Origin of the sequence: Pantoea sp. YR525 (assembly GCF_900116775.1) — a bacterium.
Lineage (GTDB): Bacteria > Pseudomonadota > Gammaproteobacteria > Enterobacterales > Enterobacteriaceae > Pantoea > Pantoea symbiotica.
On sequence record NZ_FPBU01000002.1, the window covers coordinates 536,065 to 556,695 of the forward strand.

Sequence of the window (20,631 nt, forward strand, 5' to 3'; positions counted from 1 at the left end):
AAGAGTGCGGCACTGCACGCTTCCACACTCTGCCAGGCGATGGCGCTCACGTTTCTGTTGCCGGAATCAGCAGGTAAAAAACATCGGGTTACACTGCTTTTAACCCTTTCGTAACAAAAGAGGCGCACCCATGAAGCCCGCGATTTTGGTGGTCGATGATGATCGTGCAGTGTGCGAATTGCTGCACGATGTATTGAATGAACACGTGTTTACCGTTTATTGCTGCCATCAGGGTAGAGATGCGCTGGCCCTGCTGGCGCTCCACCCGGAAATTTCGCTGGTGATGCTGGATATGATGTTGCCAGACACCAACGGCTTGCTGGTGCTGCAACAGATGCAGCGGCAGCGTCCCGATCTGCTGGTGATCATGTTGACCGGCATGGGTTCGGAAGCGGACATGGTGGTGGGACTGGAGATGGGCGCGGATGATTACATCGCCAAGCCGTTCAACCCGCGCGTGGTGGTGGCACGAGCGCGCGCTGCACTGCGTCGCTGCGGACGCCTGGCGCAACCGGAAGCGTTGCCGGATGAAGGCTGGCAATTCAACGGCTGGCGGCTGGACGATGCGCGCTGTCAGCTGTTCAATCCGCAGCGCGAAAGCGTGCCGCTGACGCAAGGTGAATACACGCTACTGCGTGCGCTGGTGGCGCATGCGCGCAAAGTATTAACCCGCGATCAACTGCTCGAACTGACGCACAGCGAAAGCCTCGAGGTATTTGATCGCACCATTGATGTACTGATTATGCGGCTGCGACGCAAAATCGAAAGCAATCCGCATCAACCGAGCCTGATCCGCACCATTCGCGGTCTCGGCTATGTTTTCTCCGCCGACGTGATGCGTCCGGCCTCTTCGGCGCGTGAAACACAAATCGCCTGATCCATCCAGCGCTGCATCTCGGCTAATGGCCGCGTGCCGTCCAGCGCGTTAGCGGCATGCAAATTAAAACAGGCGCAGGTGTGCGCCAGCTTCAGCGTTTCCGTCAGCGACCAGCATTCGTGGCTGGCATAAAGTACACCGGCGCAAAACGCATCGCCCGCGCCAACGCTACCCACAATCTCTTCCGGCGCTAAACACCACGCCGGTTGCCAGCGCCCTTCGCCGTCCGCTTGCTGGCCCCACGCGCCTTCCGGTGCGTGAATCACCACCCGCTGACGTACGCCTTGCTGCATTAGCCAGGTCGCCGCCTCGGCAAAGGCTGCGGGTGCGGCAAGCCCGTGCGGCGTACGCAGACTTACGCCGGTGAGCGATTGCGCCTCCAGTTCGTTAATCACCAGATAGTCGAGCCAGCGCAGCGCAGGCACCACCAGCGGGCGATATTCGCCCACGCGCGACACCAAATCGAGTGAGGTGAGGTAGCCGCGTTGCTGCATCTGCGCCAGCAATCGTGCGCTGCGCGTGCCGTATTCCTCATCCGGCACATCGAGGCTATCCAGCAGCAGCAAATAACCAAGATGGAAGATGCGATGTGCAGTGGAGACGTCGGCGAAATGCGCCAAATCAAGCTTGCCATTGGCACCGCGTGCATGGAAGAAGGTGCGCTGGCCGTCCGGCGTGGTCATCACCTGCGTCATCGCCGTGTTGATGCCTGAGGTGCGCTGCACAAACTGGCGATCGATGTGATGGTCATCCAGCAGTTGCAGGATGTAGTCGCCGTCGCTGTCCTCGCCCACCATGCCAACGCCCGCCAGCGGCAGATTCAGCTGCATGCGCGCCAGGGTAAACAGCACGTTGAGCGCCGCGCCGCCGCTGCACTTCTCGCTGTGCTGAATCTCCGTCAGCCAGCCCTGTTCCGGCCAGTGGCTGATGCGCTGCACGTGATCTACCAGCATGCTGCCGGCACCGATGATTCCGTTACGCACCATCCTGTCAGGCCCTCCCGGCGCTGCCAAATACCTGCATCTGCTGCGCCACCACGTTGGCGATGTCGCGTTCCACCGCCATCAGCAATTCGGCAAAGGAGTCGTAACGCGCATCGCGCTGGGTAATCTGCGCTTCAATCGCGCCGAGTGCCGCCTGCGACATGCCGGTGTAGAAGTTAATTTTGTTGATGCCGAGGCTGACGGCGCGGCGGAAGTCCGCATCGCTAATTCCGGAGCCGCCATGCAGCACCAGCGGAATGCCAGCCGTCGAGCGAATCGCTGCCAGCCGGTCGAAGTCGAGTTTGGGTTCGCCTTTGTATTTGCCGTGCGCATTGCCAATCGCCACCGCCAGGCAATCAATGCCAGTGGCGTGTACAAAATCAGCGGCCTGCGCCGGGTCGGTAAATTTATCGCTGTCAGCCTCGCCAAACAGCGCGCCGCCTTCATCGCCGCCCACCGCACCGAGTTCGGCTTCCACCGAAACGCCAAGCGCGTGGCACATCTTCACCACTTCGCGCGTCTGGCGTACGTTTTCCTCGTAGCTGAGCGTCGAGCCATCGAACATGACCGAGGTGAAGCCAAGGCGAATCGCCTGCATCACCGCCTCAAAGTGCAGGCCATGATCGAGATGCAGCACCACCGGAATATCGTGCAGCGCCGCTTCGGTGCGCACGGCGGCGACCAGATGTTCGAGGCTGACATACTTGAAATGCACTTCGGCAATGCTGATGATAAATGGCGAGCGCTGCCGCTCAGCCGCCTGATAGAGCGCGCGCAGAAAATGGGTGTCGAGGACGTTAAACGCGCCGAGCGCGTAGCCGTTCTGTTGCGCATGGGCCAAACCCTGCGCCAGGGAAATCAGTGCCATATCAGGCTCCTTTAGGCCAGCCAGCGGTGATATTCGTTACACAGCAGCCAGCGCGGTTCTTCATCTTCATCAAGTGGATTAAAGCGCGCCAGCGGGGTGAGAAACACGTTGTCATGTTCGTCGTCGTTGGGCATTGAGACTTCGCCCACCAGCACGTCGCCGTAGCCCTCTTCACCCCAAAAGCTGTGCCAGATGCCCGGCAGCAAAGTGACGCTTTCGCCCGGCGATAAACGCAGCTGCGAACCGGCGGCGTGGGTTTGGCGGATGCCATCCAGCGTAACGTTGACCGCCGTATCGGCCAGCTGATTGCCCGCGCGGTTATGCAGCGTGACGATCAGATTGCCGCCGCCGCGATTGATAATGTCTTCCATCTTTTGCGGGTGATAATGCATCGGCGTGACCTGCCCTTCGCGCACGTGCATGATCTTTTCGGCGTAAGGTTTAGCCCACGGCTGGCCACCGCGCGAACCGTTACGCAATGTGAACAGGGTTAAACCGGTTTGATTGAAATCGTCAGCGCCAAAGCTGGTGACATCCCAGCCGAGGTGCAGCGCCAGCAGTTCATCGGCGTCATGTTTATCGAGCGCGCGCCACTGGCTGAGACCGTAATCGGCCCAAGGCGGCAGATGCACATCCTGGCGCATAAAGAATTCGCGGGTGCGTTGTAGGATCGCATTCACTTCTGAGCGTTGCATGAAAGCTCCTCACGTTATGGGGTTCAGGTCGCCATGAATGGCGACCCTACATCTGTGTGGGCTTACTTCACCGTCCAGCCCTTGTAACTGCTAACGCTGTTACGATCGATCATCGTCACCGGAATCAGTACCGGCTTATCTGGCGCGGGTTTGCCCTGCAGGATGTCGTAGCCAATCTCCACCGCTTTCGCCGCCATCACCTGCGGGTCTTGCGCTGGCGTTGCCACGAACAGCGAGCCTTTGCGCTTCAGCGCCTCTTCACCGTCTGGCGATCCATCGACGCCGACAATAAAGAATTCATTGCGCTGCGCCTGTTTCGCCGCCAGATCGGCACCGATCGCGGTTGGGTCGTTAATCGCGAACACGGCATCAATCTTCGGATTAGCCGACAGCAGGCCGGTCATCACTTCCAGGCCACCTTCGCGGCTGCCTTTGGCGTTCTGGTTGTAGGAGAGCAGCTTGATGTCCGGATGGGTTTTCAGCTCGTTCATGCAGCCTTCCACACGGTTCTGTACCGCAGAAACTGGCGGTCCGTTGATGATCACCACGTTGCCTTTGGCTTTCAGGCGGTCGGAGATGTATTTACACGCCATGGCACCGGCGGCGGTGTTATCGGAGGTGATAGTGGCGTTAGCGCCGTCTGCCGCCACGTCGACCGCCACCACTACAATCCCGGCATCACGCGCACGTTTTACCGCGGGCGCGATGCCTTTGGAATCGGCGGCGTTGAGGATAATCATGTCTACTTTGGCGGCGATGAAGTTATCAATCTGCCCTACCTGCTGACCGAGATCATAGCCGCTGGAGACCAGCGTTACGTTGACCTTGTCACCCGCCAGCTCGCGCGCCTTCAGCTCCGCACCTTTGGTGATCTGCACGAAGAACGGGTTGGCGAGATCGCCGACGGTCACACCAATGGATTTCAGCTCTTTGGCCTGCACCAATGGCGCGCTCAGAAGCGTAGCCGCCAGCAGTCCGGTTAGAATCGGATTAAAACGCATAGTCGATGTTCTCCTGCTTTTTGGTTTTTATGGTCGCCATAACTGACGCCCCTGCTTACTTGTAGGGTCGGCATTCATGCCGACCTGGTAACAACTCAACCCACGTGATGCCGCGTCCGGTACTTATCGATCAACACCGCGATAATGATCACCGCGCCCTTGATCACTAACTGCCAGAAATAGGAGACACCCATCAGCGTCATGCCGTTATTCAGCGTGGCGATGATCAGCGCACCAATCAGCGTGCCGGTAATGGTGCCGATACCACCGACAAAGCTGGTGCCGCCGAGGATCACCGCCGCTATCGCATCCAGCTCATAGCCAACGCCGAGGTTACCGTTGGCGCTGTAGAGCCGCGAGGCGCTCATCAATCCGGCCAGCCCAGATAGCAAACCGCTCATGGCGTAGACAAACAGCAGCACCACGCTAACTTTGATGCCGGTCAGGCGCGCCGCCTGCACGTTGCCGCCGACCGCATAAATGTGCACACCTAAGGTGGTGCGACGCAGAATGAACCAGCACAGCGCAATCACCGCAAAGGCGATGATGATCAGCCACGGCACCGGCCCGAGATAGCCGTTGCCTATCCACTCAAAGTTGATGTCGGAGTTAATCACCGTGGTGCCGTTCGCCAGCAGATAAGCCGCGCCGCGCATCGCGGTATAGGTGCCGAGCGTGACAATAAAGGGCGGCAGCCCTGCCCACGCCACCAGAATGCCGTTGAACAAGCCCATAATTAGCCCAGCACCTAACGCCGCCGGAATCGTCAGTGACGCAAACGCCGGATCGAGTGACACCACCATCGCCACCACCGCCGTGGTACCGAGCATCGATCCCACCGACAAATCGATGCCGCCGGTGAGAATGACAAAGGTCATGCCCGCCGCCAGCACGATGTTGATCGAGGCCTGACGCGTAATGTTGAGCAGATTGCCCTCGGTGAAGAAGTTCGGCGTGACAAAGCCGAACACCGCCACGATCAGGATCAGAATCGGCAGGATGCCGACGGTTTGCAGCAGGTCACTCATTAACGCGCGCTTTAGCGTTGGACTTTTTACGCGTGCGGATTCACTGGTCATTGCGCTCTCCTCAGGCCTGAACCGGCTGCGCGCCGGTGGCCAGTGTCATAATGTTTTCCTGGCTAATCTCTGCCCCACTCAACTCACCGGCGATGGCGCCTTCACGCATCACATAGACGCGGTCGCTCATGCCCACCACTTCCGGTAACTCGCTGGAGATCATTAAAATCGCCACGCCCTGCTGCGCCATCTGCTGCATCATGCGGTAGATTTCGCTCTTGGCGCCGACATCAACGCCGCGCGTCGGCTCATCAAGAATCAGGATGCGCGGCGCAATCGCCACCCAGCGTGAAATCAGCAGCTTCTGCTGATTGCCGCCGGACAAGCCGCCCGCGCGCACCTGCGCATGCGGCACGCGGATGTTGAGCGCATCAATCGCCTCGCTGGCGATCTTCTGCCCTTTACGCCGGTTCAGCAGCCCGTAGCTGGCATCGCGCTCCAGCGTCGCCATCACAATGTTGTCCTGCGCCGCCAGTTCAAGAAACAAGCCCTGCTCTTTGCGGTTCTCGGTGAGAAACCCGATGCCGCGCGCAATGGCGTCACGCGGCGAGTGAATCTGCACTTTTTCCCCGTCGATCCAGATCTCGCCGCCGCTCGGTTGATGCACGCCAAAAATCAGCTGCGCCAGCTCGCTGCGCCCGGCGCCGACCAGCCCCGCCAGCCCGACGATCTCACCGGCCCGCACCGAGAGGCTGCTGGGATGCACTTTGTGTTTGTCGCACAGGTGATTGACCGCGAGACGGATGTCGCCGAGTGGAATGTTGCGATCTTTATTGAACAGATCGCTGAGCGGACGCCCGACCATCATGCGCACCAGCTCACTGGCATTGAGCTGCTCGCGCGTCAGGCTGCCGACGTACTGCCCGTCGCGCAGCACGCTGACGCGATCCGACAGCTCATACACTTCCGCCATGCGATGGCTGATGTAGATGATCGCCATCCCTTCGCTGCGCAGACGTTTAATCAGCGCAAACAGCTGCTCGGTTTCCCGGTTCGAGAGTGCGGCAGTCGGCTCATCCATCACCAGAATGCGGCTGTTGCGATGTAGCGCGCGGGCGATTTCCACCTGCTGCTGCTCGGCAATGCTCAGGCGACTAACCAGATCGGTAGCGCTGAACTGCGCGCCCAAACGATCAATCACTCGCTGCGCCTCTTCCGCCATCTGGCGACGCTTCACCAGACCCGCGCGGGTGATTTCACTGCCGAGAAAGATGTTCTCCGCCACCGTCAGATTGGGTGCCAGATTGATCTCCTGATAAATCAAGGTAATGCCCGCCGCCAACGCCTCTTTTGGGCCTTTAATGGTGTACGGCTGGCCGTCGATAAGGATTTCCCCGCTGCTGGCGGTATAAGCACCGGCCAGAATTTTCATCAATGTACTTTTGCCCGCGCCGTTTTCGCCCATCAGCGCATGCACTTCACCGGGCCAGACCGTAAGATCGACGCTCTTCAGCGCATAGAAGTTGCCGAAGCGTCGGGTGATCGCGCGCATTTCTAATATCGGTGCTGTCGCCATAACGAGGCTCCTGCTGGCAAAGGTTGCAGCGAGTAAAGCCTCCTTAGATAAATGGAAAATGTCAGCGGCCATTCATATTTGTCATATTTCGCCCCGATCGCGCTTCTATACTCGCCAGCAGTTGAGCGGTAAGGAGTGACAGCCATGAGTCACAGTCTGCACTGGCACGCGGGCGCGCGCAGTCGCCTGCTGCTGTTTAATCTGCTGGTGATGTCGGTGACGCTGGCGGTGAGCCTGGTAGCGATTTTTGGATTTCGCCACGCAGGTCACATTCAGGAACAGGCGCAGGCACAAACGCTGGCCGATATGAACGGCAGCCTGGCGCTGGCGCGCGATACCGCCAATGTGGCAATCGCGGCAGTGCGTTTATCGCAGGTGGTGGGTGCGCTGGAGTATCAGAGTGAATCGGCGCGCCTGCAGCAAACGCAGCAAGAGCTGCAGCGGTCGCTCAGCTTACTGGCGAATGCGCCGCTGGCGTCGCAGCAGCCGCAGCTGCTGACGCGCATCCGCGAGCGCAGCCAGATGCTGGAACAGACCATCAACCAATTGCTGCGCGCCGGGCATCAGCGCCATCTGCAGCGCAACGTGATGCTTAGCGGGCTGTGGCAATCGCAGCTGTTACTTAATCGCATTGACCTGCTAACGCACGCTGATTCCCCTTCCGCCGCGCTGCGCCAGCAAACTCACAGCTTATTCAGCGTGGCGATTCAATCCAGCGCGCCGCAGGCCGCAGTGCAGCAGCTGCAATCGGTGCTGCGCCAGTGGCAAGCGTTGAGGCTCAACGGCGTGCTGAATACGCAGGTGCAGCGGCTGATCGCCACCAGTACTGATTTGCAGCCGGTGGCGCAGCAGCTGGAACAGAGTGATATCGCCATCGCCTACGCCACTTATCGCATCAAAGCGCTGGTGGCGATGCTCAACGACGACATCACCCATTACGTGCAGCTGGTGGCGCAGCAGAGCGACGCACGCAGCGCGGTAACCCATGAAGAGCTGGATTCGATCATCGGCTTTATCGGCCTGTTTATGCTGCTGGCGCTGCTGATCACCGGTTACGCCGGTTACTACATCTACCGCAACCTCGGTTCGAGTCTCACCGCCATCGCCCATGCCATGACTCGGCTGGCGCAGGGTGAGAAAAGCGTCAACGTGCCGGGTTTGGCGCGGCGCGATGAGCTGGGCGATCTGGCGCGCGCCTTCAACGTGTTTGCGCGCAATACCGCGTCGCTGGCGCACACCTCGCGCCTGCTAAAAGAGAAAAGCAACCAGCTGGAATCAACCTTTCTCGCCATGCGCGACGGCTTTGCGCTGTTTGATAACAGCGGCCAGCTGGTGGTGTGGAATGCGCAATATGCCGAGCTGCTCGGCATTGCGCCGCGCGAACTGCATCGCGGTTTGCACTATCAACAGCTATTAAAACGCGTTGATGTTGAGCTCAACGGCTTAGCCGATGCGCAGGAAGTGCGGCTGGCGGATGGACGCACGCTGGAGCTGCGCTTCAGCCCGGTGCCACGGCGCGGCATGGTGAATACCGTGCTGGAACGCACCACGCGCAAGGCGTTAGAAGAGGCGCTGCTGCACAGCCAGAAGATGAAAGCGGTTGGACAGCTAACCGGCGGACTGGCGCACGACTTCAATAATCTGCTGGCAGTGATAATTGGCAGCCTGGCGTTAACCGTCGATCAGCTGCCGCCCGGCACGCTCGCCAGCCGTATCGATCGTGCGCGTCAGGCTGCCGACCGCGCGGCGCAGCTGACGCAGCGTTTGCTAGCGTTCTCGCGCAAGCAGGCGCTCTATCCGCGCGCGGTGTCGGTGGTGGAACTGGTGGATAATTTGCATTCGCTGCTGCAACACGCACTTTTGCCCGGCCAGCAACTGGTAATCGATGCGCAACGTCCCGGCTGGCCAGCGTGGATCGATGCCGGACAGTTGGAGAATGCGCTGATCAATCTGGTGGTCAACGCGCGCGACGCGATGGCGCAGCAGAGCGGCGAAATCCGCCTGCGAATCTGGAATCAGCGCAAACAGGAAGCCGACGGCAAGCGCGATCGCGTCACCATTGAAGTGATCGATCACGGCTGCGGCATGTCGGCGGAGGTGCGTGAACAGGTCTTCGAGCCGTTCTTCACCACCAAAGCGATCGGCAGCGGCAGCGGTTTGGGCTTATCGATGGTATATGGCTTTGTGCGCCAATCCGGCGGGCAGATCGAGCTGGAAACCGCGCCCGGCCAAGGCACCACCGTGCGGCTGTTATTGCCGCGCGCGCCTGAAGCGGCACAACCGCTTAGCGTGCCGCCGCCGCTGGTGCCGCAGGCCAGCAACGATCGGCTGGTGTTGGTGCTGGATGATGAACCGACGGTGCGACAAACGCTGTGCGAACATCTGCATCAGCTGGGTTATCTGACGCTGGAGTGTGGCGACGGCGAAAGCGCGCTGACGCTGCTGCGCCAGACGCCGGATATTGAGTTGCTAATTAGTGATTTGATGCTGCCGGGCGGCATTAACGGCGCGGATGTGATTCGTCAGGCGCAGGCGCAGTGGCCACATCTGGCAACAGTGTTGATCAGCGGTCAGGATCTGCGCCAGACGCAGGTGACGCTGCCGCTGTGTGAGCGGCTGGCGAAACCCTGGCATCAGGCGCAGCTGATGCAGGCGCTGGAGCGCGCCTGGCAGCGCAGTGAACGGCTTAGTCGCGCGCGGCAGGCTGCCACAACGGCACCCCTTTCCCCGTGATGTAACGCTTACGCAGCTTGCTGGAGACAACATCCATGATCATCACCACCGCCACCAGAATCAGGGTCAGGAACATCACCACATCCCAGTTCCATAAACGCATGTTCTCGGCATACACCAGACCCACACCACCTGCGCCGACAAAGCCCAATACCGCCGCTGAGCGGGTGTTGGACTCAATCTGATACAGGCTGAGCGCGAGGAAGGTCGGGAACGACTGGGTGAAAATGCCGTAGCGATGTTTCTGCAGGCTGTTCGCGCCGACCGCGCTCAGGCCGCGACTCGGCGAGCGCTCCACCGCTTCGTGACCTTCGGCATAGAGTTTGCCGAGCAAGCCGACATCCTGCATCACAATCGCCAGCACGCCGGCCAGCGGTCCCATGCCGACGGCGCGCACGAAGATCAGCCCCCAAATCGCCATGTCGATGCCGCGCAGCACATCCAGCACGCGGCGTACCACCAGTGAAATCGGTCGCGTAACCGGATCGTGCATCACATTGCGCGCTGCGAGGAACGAGACCGGCAGCGCAATCAGCGATGCAGTTAGCGTGCCGGAGAACACAATCGCCAGCGTAATCCCGACCTGCGTGAAGTAGTAAGCAAACGGCCAGTTGAGGAAATCCTGCCAGACAAACATACGCAGGAAATAGCGGCTGAGCTGCTGGCAGCCAATGAGAAAACGGCTCCACTCAATGCCAAAGAATTCGAAGAAGAACAGGTAATAGAGCGCGATGGCAAGCGCCACCAGCGCAACGCGGCGCAGATAGCGGTTCTGCGCGGCAAACAGGGCAACATGCTCCTGCTTGAGTTTGGCGACATCCGGCGCTAAGGCGATCATGCTGTGTCTCCTTCCACTACGCGGCGACGCAGCCAGCCGGACAGCGTATCCAGCAGCGACACCACCACAATGATCAGCAACAGCGTGATGCTGACCTGATCGTAACGATCGAGTTTGATATTGGTCATCAGCTCTTGCCCGATACCGCCCGCGCCGACCAAACCAAGGATGGTTGAGGAGCGGAAGTTGATTTCCAGACGCATAAAGCTGTAGGAGAGAAATGTCGGTTTGACCTGCGGCCAGAAGGCAAAGCGCATGCGCTGCAGTTTGCTGGCACCGCACGCCGCGAGGCCGCGCACTGGTTTATCTGAGGCGCTCTCAATCGCTTCGTAAAACAGTTTGGTCAGGCTGCCGACAGTATGCAGCGCCAGCGCGAGGAAGCCGGGAATAGCGCCAATGCCGAACGCCATCACGAACATCACCGCCCACGCCAGTTCCGGCATGGTACGCAGGAAGGCGACAAAGGCGCGGATCGCCACACGCAGGCTGCGCGGCGTTTGGGTGTTATCGGCGGCGAAAAACGCCAGCACACCGGCAACGGCCACCGCCACGATGGTGGACGACAGCGCCAGCTGCAAGGTTTCCCAGATCAGCGGCAGCTGAAAGTGTAAGCGATAGCCCCAATAGGCCAGCGAGCCTTCAGTTTTGCCGTCGGCGAACAGTAATGACAAATGCAGCACCGGCAGAGTTTCACCGATGTAGTCAAAAAAGTGTGGCAGCGACTGCCAAACGGTAAGCAGGTTAAATTCCGCCATCTTGCCCGCGGCCAGATAGAGCGCCAGCAACAGCAGCGACCACAGCAGCGAGTCGCGCTTTTGCTGGCGGCGGATGCGTTGGTAGTAGTGTTCAAAATCGGTCAAGGGGGGATTCCTGTGTAACCAGGTCGCCATGAATGGCGACCCTACAATGTAAGGTGCGCATTAATGCGCACCGTTGTGAAGGCTTAACCGCGCGTACCTTTCATCAAATCACGCTTCATATCGATGATGTTCTGATAATCCGCCACGGTAGCCGGGCCGATGTGCTGGGTACCGCCAACCGCTTTAACAAAGCAGCCGTGATCTTCTTTATCCAGTTTCTTGATGGTGGCCACCACCTTCGCTTTGAAGTCAGCGGGCAGGTTGTTGCTCACCAGAATCGGGCCGTTCGGGATCAGCGGCGACTGCCAGATGATGCGGATCTGCTTCATCAGGTCAGGATGATCCATGCGAATCAAACGGCCAAAAGCACCCGAGGTATAACCGGTTTCACGGTCGCCAATCAGTGACGTCCAGGTTACCGCGCCTTCGAACTGACCGTTCAGCACGCCGAGGATGTCCTGCTCGTGGCCGCCGGAGAAGGTGACGCTGGAGAAGGTGTTGTTGTACTTATCGTCAACCGTACCGCCGAACTCTTTCTTGAACGCCTGGTTCGGCATCAGGAAGCCAGAAGTTGAATCGGGATCGGCCATGCCGAACGATTTGCCTTTCAGGTCTTCCAGCTTTTTGTACGGGCTGTCAGCTTTAACGATCACCACCGAGTGATAACCCTGTGAACCGTCTTTGTCGTCCACCACGATGCCCACCACGTCCACCGCTTTCGGGTTTTGCAGGTAAACCGAGGCAAATGAAGCCGGTGACATGCTCAGCACCAGGTCGATTTTGTTGCCCAGCAAGCCCTGAATTACGCCTGAATAGTCAGACGAGTTGCGCAGTTTGGTATCCACCTGCAACTCTTTGTCGAAGAAATCTTTCACACATTGGTTATCACCAATCTGCTGCGTGGCGTTCTGGCCGCCAAGAATCCCGAGGTTCAACTCTTTTGGTGCATCCGCTGCGTTTGCGCCAAATGCCATCGCAATAGTCAGTAAAGCTAAAGAAGTCAGTTTCATTCTTAGGTTTTCTCTTGCTGTGGGAGTTAGTGGAGCTGGTTAATTTCGTCGCCGTACAGCTCATGCATCAGGCCGTCGGTCAACTGGGAAGGATGTCCATCGAACAGGATTTTGCCGCGCTGAATGCCGATCACGCGGGTACAGTAGCTTTTAACCAGTTCGATGGAGTGCAGGTTTACCATCACGCTGATGCCCTGCTCGCTCACCTGACGCAGCACATCCATGATGCGTTTGGTGTTTTTTGGATCGAGTGACGCCACCGGTTCGTCGGCCAGCAAAATGCGCGGGTTCTGCATCAATGCCCGGCATATCGCCACGCGCTGCATCTGGCCGCCAGAGAGGTTTTCCGCACGCTGCAACGCCTGCGGCAGCATGTTCATCCACTGCAGCAGTTCGATAGCGCGAGCGCGGTCGGTTTCGGAGAAGACTTTGAAGAACGATTTCAGCGTCGAGGTCTGGCTCAAACGACCGAGCAGCACGTTGGTCAGCACATCAAGACGTGGCACCAGACAAAAGTCCTGGAAAATCATGCCGCATTCGGTGCGCCATTCGCGCATCTGCCGGCTATTCAGCGTAACCACATCGCGATCCACTTCGCCGTGGCGATTGCTGAGGATCGCGCCCTGCGACGCTCTGATGGTGCCGTTCAGCATGTGTAACAGTGTCGATTTGCCTGCGCCTGAGCGGCCAATCACCGCTACCAACTCGCCCGCATGCAGATCGAAGCTGACGTTATCCAGCACCTGATTGGCGCCGTAGGTTTTGCACAATCCCTGCACCGACAACACCTTGTTGCCCTGCCCTGTAACGTGCGGGTAAGGGTTGTCGACGACGGTTTTCAGTAATGCCTGAGCCATGTTGCACTCCATCTCTTCTGAGGTGTTGATTGCCCGCTATTACGGGCAAAACGGATGAAAGCTTGATGACAGTAAAATGATTAAACGGTGACACCGTAGGGTCGCCATTCATGGCGACCGTCCGTTAATGCATGCAACGCACCAGGTCGCCATGAATGGCGACCCTACGGGGTAATCAGCTGGCGCAGATGCTCGAGGGTGTCGCTCAACGCGCCATCGTTATTCAACGCATGACAATGTGCGGGCAGCGGTTCGGTGGCGCGCGCCAGCCGTTTTTCTATATCCGCTTGCGACTCGCGCCCGCGCTGTCGCAATCGCGCTTCCAGCACCGCAGGTGAAACCTGCAACACCAGCGGCAGCAGCTGCGTGCCGTAATGCTGCTGCACAATCGGCAGATGCAGGCGCGAACCGTTGACCAGCACATTTAGTCCGCGTGCCAGCCACAGATCGATCTCCTCGCCCAGCCCGTAATACATGCCGTGCGCCTGCCAGCTCACGGCGAACAAGCCCAGCGCCTCGCGCCGTCGGAACTCGGCTTCACTCAGCGCCACATGGTTCTCGCCGCCCGCATCGGCGGCGCGCGTAATGTAGCGATGGGCAATCAGCAGATTCTCCGGCGGCGCCTCGCGCAGCGCGTTCAGCAGGCTGTCTTTTCCCGAGCCCGAAGGCCCGGTAAGCCAGATCAGGCGCGCCATCAGAACACCAGCTTGCCTTGCGACCAGACGTGACGAATGTGCGAATGACCATGTTCGGTATGCGCCAGCACTAAATCGGCACGCAGTCCTTCAGCGATGCGTCCGCGATCGTGCAGACCTATCGCCCGCGCAGGATTGCTGGTCACCAGCGCAGCCGCCTGCGGTAACGTCAGCGTGTTGCGTTCATCAGCAACCAGGCGGAACACCGCATCCAGCAAGCTGGCGGGATAGTAGTCGGAGGAGAGAATATCCAGCAGGCCGTGGCTGGCAAGATCCGCCGCCGCCACGTTGCCGGAGTGCGAACCGCCGCGCACGATATTGGGCGCGCCCATCAGCACCTGCATGCCGCACTCGCGCGAGGCGCGTGCTGCCTCCAGCGTGGTAGGGAATTCGGCAATGGCGCTGCCGACGTCATGGGATTCAGCCACGTGCGCCGCCGTAGCATCGTCGTGGCTGGCGATCGGAATACCGCGCGAACGGCACAAACTGGAGATGGCGTTGCGATTCGGCGTGGAGAACTCGGCGGCCAGCGCCAGTTGCTCACGCTCAAACTGATCCATCTGCTCGTCGTTAAGCTGATATTTGCCCTGATAATAGGTGCGATACATCTCCAGCGAGGCGTACTGACGCTGACCCGGCGAGTGATCCATCAGCGACACCAGCGACAGCTCTGGCGTGTTCATCAACTTCTCAAACAGTGGCAGCGTGGTGTGATGCGGCAGCTCGCAGCGCAGATGCAAATGGTGATCGGCGCGGTTAATGCCTTTGCGATTGCTATCCTGAATCGCCTCAATCATCTTATTAAGGTTTTCAATGCGATGCCCGCCATCGCGCACGTCGCCGACGCCAATCGCGTCCAGCACCGTGGTGATGCCGCTGGCAACCATTAACGCATCGTGGCTGCTCATCGCCGAGTGCGCCGGCCAATCCACTTTGGGGCGTGGCGTGAAGAACTTGTCGAGATTATCGGTGTGCAGCTCCACCAAACCCGGCAGCAGGAAGGCGTTTTCGCCATCCAGCGCGCCCGGCAACTGGCTGACGCTGTCGCTAAAGCTGGCGATGCGCCCGTCGCGAATCTCCAGTGAACCCGCCACCACGGCCTGCTCCAGCACCAGCCGGACGTTATTAATGATCATGCTTCTGCTCCTGCTTTCATTGGCTGCATGACGTGCAGGCGATCGGCTACGCGTTCGCGCACCGCTTCGTCATGGAAAATTCCGACAATGGCGGCACCACGGGCGCGCGCCTGTTCAATCAGTTCAACGACTGCGGCGCTGTTGGCGCTGTCGAGCGAGGCGGTCGGCTCATCCAACAACAGCACCGGATAGTCGGCGATAAAGCCGCGCGCGATGTTGACGCGCTGCTGCTCGCCGCCGGAGAAGGTGGACGGTGCCAGCGACCACAAACGCTCCGGCACGTTAAGGCGCGTCAGCAGCTCTTTGGCGCGCTTCTCGCAGAAGGCGCGCTCGGTGCCGCGCTCCAGCAGCGGCTGCATGACGATCTCCAGCGTCGGCACGCGTGGAATGACGCGCAAAAACTGGCTGACCCAGCCGACAGTGTGACAGCGAATTGCCAGAATCTGCCGCGCGGGCGCGTTGGCCATGTCGATCCATTCGCCCTGATGTTGTAGCCAGATGTGGCCGCTGTTGGCCTGATAGTTGCCGTACAGCGCACGCAGCAGCGTGGATTTTCCGCTGCCGGAGCGGCCATGCAGCACCACGCATTCGCCGCCGCTGACTTCAAGATTGGCGTCCTGCAATACCGGCAGCGCGGCGCTGCTTTGGTTGTGCAGCACAAAGGTTTTGCTCAGATGCTCTACGCGCAGTAAAGGTTGCATAGTGATGTCCTGATGGTTTTGATAGTTGTGCTGGTCTTCGAGAAGGTCGCCATAAATGGCGCCCCTACGGGCAATACGGTTGCATTGGGCACGTCGTAGGGTCGCCATTTATGGCGACCGGCGAAATTGGGCTCGTCGTAGGGTCGCCATTTATGGCGACCTTGTTCATCTCAACTCAGCACCGATGAAACCAGCAGTTGCGTATACGGATGATGCGGATCGTCCAGCACCCGATCGGTCAACCCGCTCTCCACCACGCGGCCCTGCTTCATCACCAGCAGGCGATGCGCCAGCAACCGCGCCACGCCGAGATCGTGCGTCACAATCACCACCGCCAGATTCAGCTCGCGTACCAGCGTGCGCAGCAGATCCAGCAGGCGCGCCTGCACCGACACATCCAGCCCGCCGGTCGGTTCATCCATAAACACCAGCGTCGGCTGCGTTACCAGGTTGCGCGCAATCTGTAAACGTTGCTGCATGCCGCCCGAGAACGTGGTGGGCAGATCGTCGATGCGATTAGCAGGGATCTCCACATCCTGCAGCCAGCGCATCGCTTCTTTACGGATATCGCCATAATGACGCTGGCCCACCGCCATCAACCGCTCGCCGATATTGCCGCCCGCTGTCACCTGCGGACGCAAACCGTCAAGCGGATGCTGATGCACCACGCCCCATTCGGTGCGCAGCAAGCGGCGGCGATCGCTTTCGCTCAGTTGATAGAGATCCTGCGCGCGATAGAGAATGTTGCCCTGCTGCGGCGCCAGGCGTGCCGACAGGCTGCGCAGCAAGGTGGTTTTACCGGATCCGGATTCGCCAACGATGCCTAACACTTCGCCGGGATAGAGCTCAAAACTCACCTCTTCAAAGCCTTTGCCGGGCGCGTAAAGGTGAGTGAGATTGTTGACCGCAAGCAGCGGCTGTTCACTGTGCATGCTGTTGTTCCTGCTGCTGGTGGCAAAAATCGGTATCGGAGCAGACAAACATGCGCGTACCGGCGTCATCCATCACCACCTCGTCGAGGTAGCTGTGGCGCGAACCGCACAGCGCGCAGGGTTCTTCCCACTGCTGCACGCTGAACGGGTGATCGTCGAAGTCGAGGCTTTCCACTTTGGTGTACGGCGGCAGCGCATAGATGCGTTTCTCACGCCCGGCACCAAACAGCTGCAGCGCCGGCATCATGTGCATCTTGGGGTTGTCGAATTTGGGGATTGGCGACGGATCCATCACGTAGCGATCGTTGACCTTCACCGGATAAGCGTAAGTGGTGGCGATGTGGCCGTAGCGGGCGATATCCTCATACAGCTTCACCTGCATGATGCCGTACTCCTCCAGCGCGTGCATGGTGCGGGTTTCAGTCTCACGCGGCTCGATAAAGCGCAGCGGCTCGGGGATCGGCACCTGGAAAATCAGGATCTGATCTTCTTCGAGCGGCGTTTCCGGAATGCGGTGACGCGTCTGGATCAGCGTGGCGTCACGGGTAGCTTCGGTGGTGGCCGCGCCGCTGACGCGCTGGAAGAAGCGACGAATCGATACCGCGTTGGTGGTGTCATCCGCGCCCTGATCGATCACCTTCAGCACATCGGCATCGCCAATGATGCTGGCGGTGATCTGAATGCCGCCGGTGCCCCAGCCGTAAGGCATCGGCATTTCGCGTCCGGCAAACGGCACCTGATAACCTGGAATTGCCACCGCTTTCAGAATCGCGCGGCGGATGGTGCGTTTGGTCTGCTCATCCAGATAACCGTTGTTGTAGCCGGTTAACTCACTCATGGTTCTGCTCCTGATGCTGTTGGCGTAGCCGTTTCAGCAGCTCAAGCTCCGCCTGGAAATCGACGTAGTGCGGCAGTTTCAGATGCGAGACAAAGCCCGCCGCTTCCACGTTGTCGGCATGCGACAGCACAAACTCTTCGTCCTGCGCCGGACCGGCAATGCGTTCGTTGTACTCTGGCGCCTGCAGCGCGCGATCCACCAGCGCCATCGCCATCGCTTTGCGCTCGGAGCGACCAAACACCAGGCCGTAACCGCGCGTAAAGTGCGGCGCGCTGCTGGTTTCGGTGGTGAAGCCGTTGACCATCTCGCATTCGGTCAGCAGGATTTCGCCAATCTCAATCTCAAAGCCCAGCTCTTCCGGGCAGATGGAGACGCTGAGATAGCCAGTGCGAATTTCTCCGGCGAACGGATGGTTGCGGCCGTAGCCGCGCTGCGTCGAGTAGCCCAGCGCCAGCAAGAAACCTTCGTCGCCGCGCACCAGCTGTTGCAGCCGTGCGGCACGCGTGGCTGGATAACCTGGCGGTTCGCGGGTGATGTCGCACGGCTCGCTGCCGTCATCCTCTTCACGTGCCGCTAATCCTTCTGCGGTCATCATGCTGAACACGTGCGGACAGCGTTCGGGCAGCGCCTGATCGTCACGCGGTGCAGCGGGCGTTTCGCCGTTTGCCAGCAGGGTGAAATCGAGCAGACGATGGCTGTAATCGTAAGTTGGGCCGAGAACCTGGCCGCCCGGCAGATCCTTGTAGACGGCGGAGATTCGGCGTTCGAGGCGCATCTCTGCGGTTGCCAGCGCCAGGCTGTCGGCGAGGCGCGGCAGCGTGGTGCGATAGGCGCGCAGCAGGAAGATCGCTTCCACCAAATCGCCGCTTGCCTGTTTAATCGCTAAGGCCGCCAGCTGCGGATCGTAGATGCCGCCTTCGGTCATCACGCGATCAACGGCTAAACCCAACTGTTGCGCGACCTGATCGCAGCCCAGTTCAGCGACTTCGCGATCGCCACGACGCAGATCGGCCTGCAGCTCATGGGCGCTGGCAATCGCCTTTTCGCCCCCTTTTACCGCAACATACATCAGCACACCTCCACGTCGGTGGTGCGTGGCAGCGCCATCATCGCTTCACCGCAGGTGAAAATCAGATCCACGCCCTGTGGGAACGGATGCGGACGCTCACGCAAATAATGCAGAATCGCTTCCGGCAGCTGCGGCGCAATGGCACGTGATTCACGTAAGCCGGGACCAGAAAGACGCAACGTTAAACCGCCGCTCAGTGATGGCACTTCCACAATCAGCGTGGTGCTTTTTTCCGGGGACATGTTGTCGCCAGAGGCGAACAGCGCCGGATCGGGATTGGCCGCCGCGTGCGTCAGCGCAAAGGGGGCATCGCGCTCATCGACAATCGGCACACCGGTATGGAAACGCAGGTTGCTGCGCACCACCTCATTATCAATGCGATTATCCAGCCACAATGCGCTCTCCTGATCGACCAGCGTCAGCAGCACCGCCGTGGCCGCCGGCGAGAGATCGCCCCAGCCCTGTTGCAGCGGCAGCGACACCATCACGCCCGGCTCGCTCATCGCTTTTAAAATGCGGCGAAAGGCACGTTGGGCATCAGCCACCGGATGGTTAAAACTTGCCAGTAAAGTCATCAGTTATCTCCGCGAACCAGCGTAAAGAAATCCACTTTGGAGCTGGCGATTTCACGCGCGCGCAGCTGACGCTGCTCTTCACGCAGTGCCGCCAGCGGGGCAATCAATTTTTCCTGCAACAGCGCCTGGGTTTCCGGCTGTTGCAGCAGCGCATCAATCAGCGCGCAGCGTTCGGCGTGCGCTTTGTCGCGCCCCAGCACGTAGCTAAAGCCGAGCGTGCCGTCGTGCAGTTTCACCACCGCGCGCGTTACCGTGGCATCGCCCATCACGAAGCGTTTGCCGCTGCCGCCCATGCGCGCCTGCAAACGGGTTAAGCCGGTTTCTGCCGGGCGGATGCGTTCAAAATCGGCGTTGAGGCGTAACGGTTGCCAGTGCGCCTCAAGCTGGTTGGCATCGCTGTGCGCCAGCACCGAGAGCCAATGCTGGCGGGCTGTTTGCTGTGTCATTCGTGCTCCAGAGTCAGTTCAATCATGTCGCCACGCGTCAGGCTGACGGAGTATTCCGCTACCTGACCGTCGCTGTGTTTATTCAGGGTGCGTACGCACAGCAGCGGCGACTGCAGCGCAATCTCCAGCTGCTTGCACTCTTTGGCCTGTGCGCGACGGGTGCTGATACGGGTTTGGCTGCGCGTCAGGCTCAGGCCAAGCTGCTGCTGCATAAAATCGTGCAAGGAACCGCTGTGAAACTGCTGCAGCGCCGGCCACCAGCTGAGTTCCGCCAGGAAGTGGTTGATGACGCACACCGCCACGCCATTGACGCGGCGCAGCGTGCGCAAGTGAATGACGTTGTCGCCTTCGTTCACACCCAGCGCGCTCGCCACATCGCTGCTCGCCGGACGCAGCACCGCCAGCAGACGTTCGCTGGTGGGATGACTGCCCTGCTCCATCAGGTTCTGGCTGAAGCGGGCTTGCGCATGCAGCGGATAATCGTAAGGACGCATCAGCACCAAAATGCCGACACCGTGACGCCGTTGCAGCAGGCCTTTGTTGACCAGCTCGTCAACCGCGCGGCGCAAGGTGTGACGATTCACTTCGTAGTGATCGGCCAGCTGCTGCTCGGAAGGCAGATAGTCGCCGCAGCGATAGCGCTCCTGCAGCGCCTGCTCCAGTTGGGCGGCAACGGCCTGATACACAGTGGTCGGATGTCTGGATATCTCCATCACGCTCAATACCTCATTCGCATTGGTTGAGGAACGCAGCGGGCTTGCTGCGGGATGGCGATTACATTGCGCATGTCAGATGACAGCGCCGTGACGGCTCAATGACGGGCGGATGAATTTGCTTTAGGGCAGCAGAATCACAGCGAAACGGCAGCGGTTTTAATAAATTATTTTTAACTGTTCTCTTTGTGACAGTGTTCAAAAATTTA

21 protein-coding genes are annotated in these 20,631 nt (G+C 59.6%); 2 read left to right on the top strand and 19 right to left on the bottom strand.

Annotated features, from left to right (window positions below; all coding sequences use genetic code 11):
- Positions 1-130 precede the first annotated feature (130 nt).
- Positions 131-877, top strand: coding sequence for a response regulator (locus tag BM323_RS06010; protein ID WP_008105475.1), 747 nt, complete (start codon positions 131-133; stop codon positions 875-877).
- On the opposite strand, the gene BM323_RS06015 is transcribed toward BM323_RS06010, so the two are convergent.
- The 6 genes from BM323_RS06015 to BM323_RS06040 form a co-directional block, all read right to left on the bottom strand.
- The gene (locus BM323_RS06015; RefSeq protein ID WP_008105477.1) at positions 814-1,863 is read right to left on the bottom strand and encodes a carbohydrate kinase family protein; all 1,050 of its coding nucleotides are present in this window, start codon (positions 1,861-1,863) and stop codon (positions 814-816) included. The two genes, BM323_RS06010 and BM323_RS06015, sit on opposite strands and share 64 nt — an antisense overlap.
- 4 nt (positions 1,864-1,867) lie before the next feature.
- Complete coding sequence (locus BM323_RS06020) at positions 1,868-2,728, bottom strand: ketose 1,6-bisphosphate aldolase (RefSeq protein ID WP_008105480.1); 861 nt, start codon at positions 2,726-2,728, stop codon at positions 1,868-1,870.
- An 11-nt stretch (positions 2,729-2,739) separates the two neighbouring features.
- Positions 2,740-3,423 (bottom strand): D-lyxose/D-mannose isomerase, encoded by a 684-nt coding sequence (locus tag BM323_RS06025; protein ID WP_008105484.1) that lies wholly within the window; start codon positions 3,421-3,423, stop codon positions 2,740-2,742.
- A 62-nt stretch (positions 3,424-3,485) separates the two neighbouring features.
- A complete protein-coding gene (locus BM323_RS06030; RefSeq protein WP_008105486.1) occupies positions 3,486-4,424 on the bottom strand; it encodes an ABC transporter substrate-binding protein in 939 nt (312 codons plus the stop codon).
- 95 nt (positions 4,425-4,519) lie between these two features.
- Entirely contained in the window at positions 4,520-5,503 is a 984-nt protein-coding gene (locus BM323_RS06035; protein ID WP_008105488.1) for an ABC transporter permease subunit, read from the bottom strand.
- Between the two features lie 10 nt (positions 5,504-5,513).
- On the bottom strand, positions 5,514-7,019 hold the full coding sequence (locus BM323_RS06040) for a sugar ABC transporter ATP-binding protein (protein ID WP_008105490.1): 1,506 nt from the start codon (positions 7,017-7,019) through the stop codon (positions 5,514-5,516).
- A 144-nt stretch (positions 7,020-7,163) separates the two neighbouring features.
- On the opposite strand from BM323_RS06040, the gene BM323_RS06045 reads away from it, so the two are divergent.
- On the top strand, positions 7,164-9,752 hold the full coding sequence (locus tag BM323_RS06045; protein WP_008105492.1) for an ATP-binding protein: 2,589 nt from the start codon (positions 7,164-7,166) through the stop codon (positions 9,750-9,752).
- On the opposite strand, the gene phnE (BM323_RS06050) is transcribed toward BM323_RS06045, so the two are convergent.
- The 13 genes from phnE (BM323_RS06050) to phnF all read right to left on the bottom strand — a co-directional run bounded on the left by phnE (BM323_RS06050) (position 9,706) and on the right by phnF (position 20,422).
- On the bottom strand, positions 9,706-10,590 hold the full coding sequence (gene phnE / locus BM323_RS06050) for a phosphonate ABC transporter, permease protein PhnE (protein WP_008105493.1): 885 nt from the start codon (positions 10,588-10,590) through the stop codon (positions 9,706-9,708). The genes BM323_RS06045 and phnE (BM323_RS06050) overlap by 47 nt on opposite strands.
- Positions 10,587-11,450: a phosphonate ABC transporter, permease protein PhnE gene (gene phnE, locus BM323_RS06055; protein ID WP_036648584.1), complete on the bottom strand. Its 864-nt coding sequence runs from the start codon at positions 11,448-11,450 to the stop codon at positions 10,587-10,589. The genes phnE (BM323_RS06050) and phnE (BM323_RS06055) overlap by 4 nt, the downstream gene beginning before the upstream one ends.
- Before the next feature lie 83 nt (positions 11,451-11,533).
- Positions 11,534-12,460 (bottom strand): phosphonate ABC transporter substrate-binding protein, encoded by a 927-nt coding sequence (gene phnD, locus BM323_RS06060; RefSeq protein WP_008105497.1) that lies wholly within the window; start codon positions 12,458-12,460, stop codon positions 11,534-11,536.
- Between the two features lie 26 nt (positions 12,461-12,486).
- Entirely contained in the window at positions 12,487-13,317 is an 831-nt protein-coding gene (gene phnC, locus BM323_RS06065) for a phosphonate ABC transporter ATP-binding protein (protein ID WP_008105499.1), read from the bottom strand.
- 164 nt (positions 13,318-13,481) lie between these two features.
- Positions 13,482-14,012 (bottom strand): ribose 1,5-bisphosphokinase, encoded by a 531-nt coding sequence (phnN, locus tag BM323_RS06070; RefSeq protein ID WP_008105501.1) that lies wholly within the window; start codon positions 14,010-14,012, stop codon positions 13,482-13,484.
- A complete protein-coding gene (phnM, locus tag BM323_RS06075) occupies positions 14,012-15,148 on the bottom strand; it encodes an alpha-D-ribose 1-methylphosphonate 5-triphosphate diphosphatase (RefSeq protein WP_008105502.1) in 1,137 nt (378 codons plus the stop codon). The genes phnN and phnM overlap by 1 nt, the downstream gene beginning before the upstream one ends.
- Entirely contained in the window at positions 15,145-15,849 is a 705-nt protein-coding gene (gene phnL, locus BM323_RS06080; protein ID WP_008105503.1) for a phosphonate C-P lyase system protein PhnL, read from the bottom strand. Before phnL ends, phnM begins: the two co-directional genes overlap by 4 nt.
- A gap of 170 nt (positions 15,850-16,019) precedes the next feature.
- Positions 16,020-16,781 (bottom strand): phosphonate C-P lyase system protein PhnK, encoded by a 762-nt coding sequence (phnK, locus tag BM323_RS06085; protein ID WP_008105506.1) that lies wholly within the window; start codon positions 16,779-16,781, stop codon positions 16,020-16,022.
- The gene (locus BM323_RS06090) at positions 16,771-17,619 is read right to left on the bottom strand and encodes an alpha-D-ribose 1-methylphosphonate 5-phosphate C-P-lyase PhnJ (protein WP_008105508.1); all 849 of its coding nucleotides are present in this window, start codon (positions 17,617-17,619) and stop codon (positions 16,771-16,773) included. Before BM323_RS06090 ends, phnK begins: the two co-directional genes overlap by 11 nt.
- Positions 17,612-18,688 (bottom strand): carbon-phosphorus lyase complex subunit, encoded by a 1,077-nt coding sequence (locus BM323_RS06095; RefSeq protein WP_008105510.1) that lies wholly within the window; start codon positions 18,686-18,688, stop codon positions 17,612-17,614. The genes BM323_RS06090 and BM323_RS06095 overlap by 8 nt, the downstream gene beginning before the upstream one ends.
- Complete coding sequence (gene phnH / locus BM323_RS06100; protein WP_008105512.1) at positions 18,688-19,263, bottom strand: phosphonate C-P lyase system protein PhnH; 576 nt, start codon at positions 19,261-19,263, stop codon at positions 18,688-18,690. Before phnH ends, BM323_RS06095 begins: the two co-directional genes overlap by 1 nt.
- On the bottom strand, positions 19,263-19,709 hold the full coding sequence (gene phnG, locus BM323_RS06105; protein WP_008105514.1) for a phosphonate C-P lyase system protein PhnG: 447 nt from the start codon (positions 19,707-19,709) through the stop codon (positions 19,263-19,265). The genes phnH and phnG overlap by 1 nt, the downstream gene beginning before the upstream one ends.
- On the bottom strand, positions 19,706-20,422 hold the full coding sequence (gene phnF, locus BM323_RS06110) for a phosphonate metabolism transcriptional regulator PhnF (protein WP_008105516.1): 717 nt from the start codon (positions 20,420-20,422) through the stop codon (positions 19,706-19,708). The genes phnG and phnF overlap by 4 nt, the downstream gene beginning before the upstream one ends.
- Positions 20,423-20,631: the final 209 nt, after the last annotated feature.

Excerpts from the sequence above, each read along its gene's own strand:
- phnN (WP_008105501.1), bottom strand. The coding sequence starts at position 14,012 with ATGGCGCGCCTGATCTGGCTTACCGGGCCTTCGGGCTCGGGAAAAGAC.
- phnF (WP_008105516.1), bottom strand. The coding sequence starts at position 20,422 with ATGGAGATATCCAGACATCCGACCACTGTGTATCAGGCCGTTGCCGCC.
- phnK (WP_008105506.1), bottom strand. The coding sequence starts at position 16,781 with ATGCACAGTGAACAGCCGCTGCTTGCGGTCAACAATCTCACTCACCTT.
- BM323_RS06090 (WP_008105508.1), bottom strand. The coding sequence starts at position 17,619 with ATGAGTGAGTTAACCGGCTACAACAACGGTTATCTGGATGAGCAGACC.
- BM323_RS06035 (WP_008105488.1), bottom strand. The coding sequence starts at position 5,503 with ATGACCAGTGAATCCGCACGCGTAAAAAGTCCAACGCTAAAGCGCGCG.
- phnC (WP_008105499.1), bottom strand. The coding sequence starts at position 13,317 with ATGGCTCAGGCATTACTGAAAACCGTCGTCGACAACCCTTACCCGCAC.
- BM323_RS06015 (WP_008105477.1), bottom strand. The coding sequence starts at position 1,863 with ATGGTGCGTAACGGAATCATCGGTGCCGGCAGCATGCTGGTAGATCAC.
- BM323_RS06010 (WP_008105475.1), top strand. The coding sequence starts at position 131 with ATGAAGCCCGCGATTTTGGTGGTCGATGATGATCGTGCAGTGTGCGAA.
- BM323_RS06025 (WP_008105484.1), bottom strand. The coding sequence starts at position 3,423 with ATGCAACGCTCAGAAGTGAATGCGATCCTACAACGCACCCGCGAATTC.
- phnL (WP_008105503.1), bottom strand. The coding sequence starts at position 15,849 with ATGCAACCTTTACTGCGCGTAGAGCATCTGAGCAAAACCTTTGTGCTG.
- phnE (WP_008105493.1), bottom strand. The coding sequence starts at position 10,590 with ATGATCGCCTTAGCGCCGGATGTCGCCAAACTCAAGCAGGAGCATGTT.
- BM323_RS06045 (WP_008105492.1), top strand. The coding sequence starts at position 7,164 with ATGAGTCACAGTCTGCACTGGCACGCGGGCGCGCGCAGTCGCCTGCTG.
- BM323_RS06095 (WP_008105510.1), bottom strand. The coding sequence starts at position 18,688 with ATGTATGTTGCGGTAAAAGGGGGCGAAAAGGCGATTGCCAGCGCCCAT.
- phnH (WP_008105512.1), bottom strand. The coding sequence starts at position 19,263 with ATGACTTTACTGGCAAGTTTTAACCATCCGGTGGCTGATGCCCAACGT.
- phnD (WP_008105497.1), bottom strand. The coding sequence starts at position 12,460 with ATGAAACTGACTTCTTTAGCTTTACTGACTATTGCGATGGCATTTGGC.
- phnM (WP_008105502.1), bottom strand. The coding sequence starts at position 15,148 with ATGATCATTAATAACGTCCGGCTGGTGCTGGAGCAGGCCGTGGTGGCG.
- phnG (WP_008105514.1), bottom strand. The coding sequence starts at position 19,709 with ATGACACAGCAAACAGCCCGCCAGCATTGGCTCTCGGTGCTGGCGCAC.
- BM323_RS06030 (WP_008105486.1), bottom strand. The coding sequence starts at position 4,424 with ATGCGTTTTAATCCGATTCTAACCGGACTGCTGGCGGCTACGCTTCTG.
- BM323_RS06040 (WP_008105490.1), bottom strand. The coding sequence starts at position 7,019 with ATGGCGACAGCACCGATATTAGAAATGCGCGCGATCACCCGACGCTTC.
- BM323_RS06020 (WP_008105480.1), bottom strand. The coding sequence starts at position 2,728 with ATGGCACTGATTTCCCTGGCGCAGGGTTTGGCCCATGCGCAACAGAAC.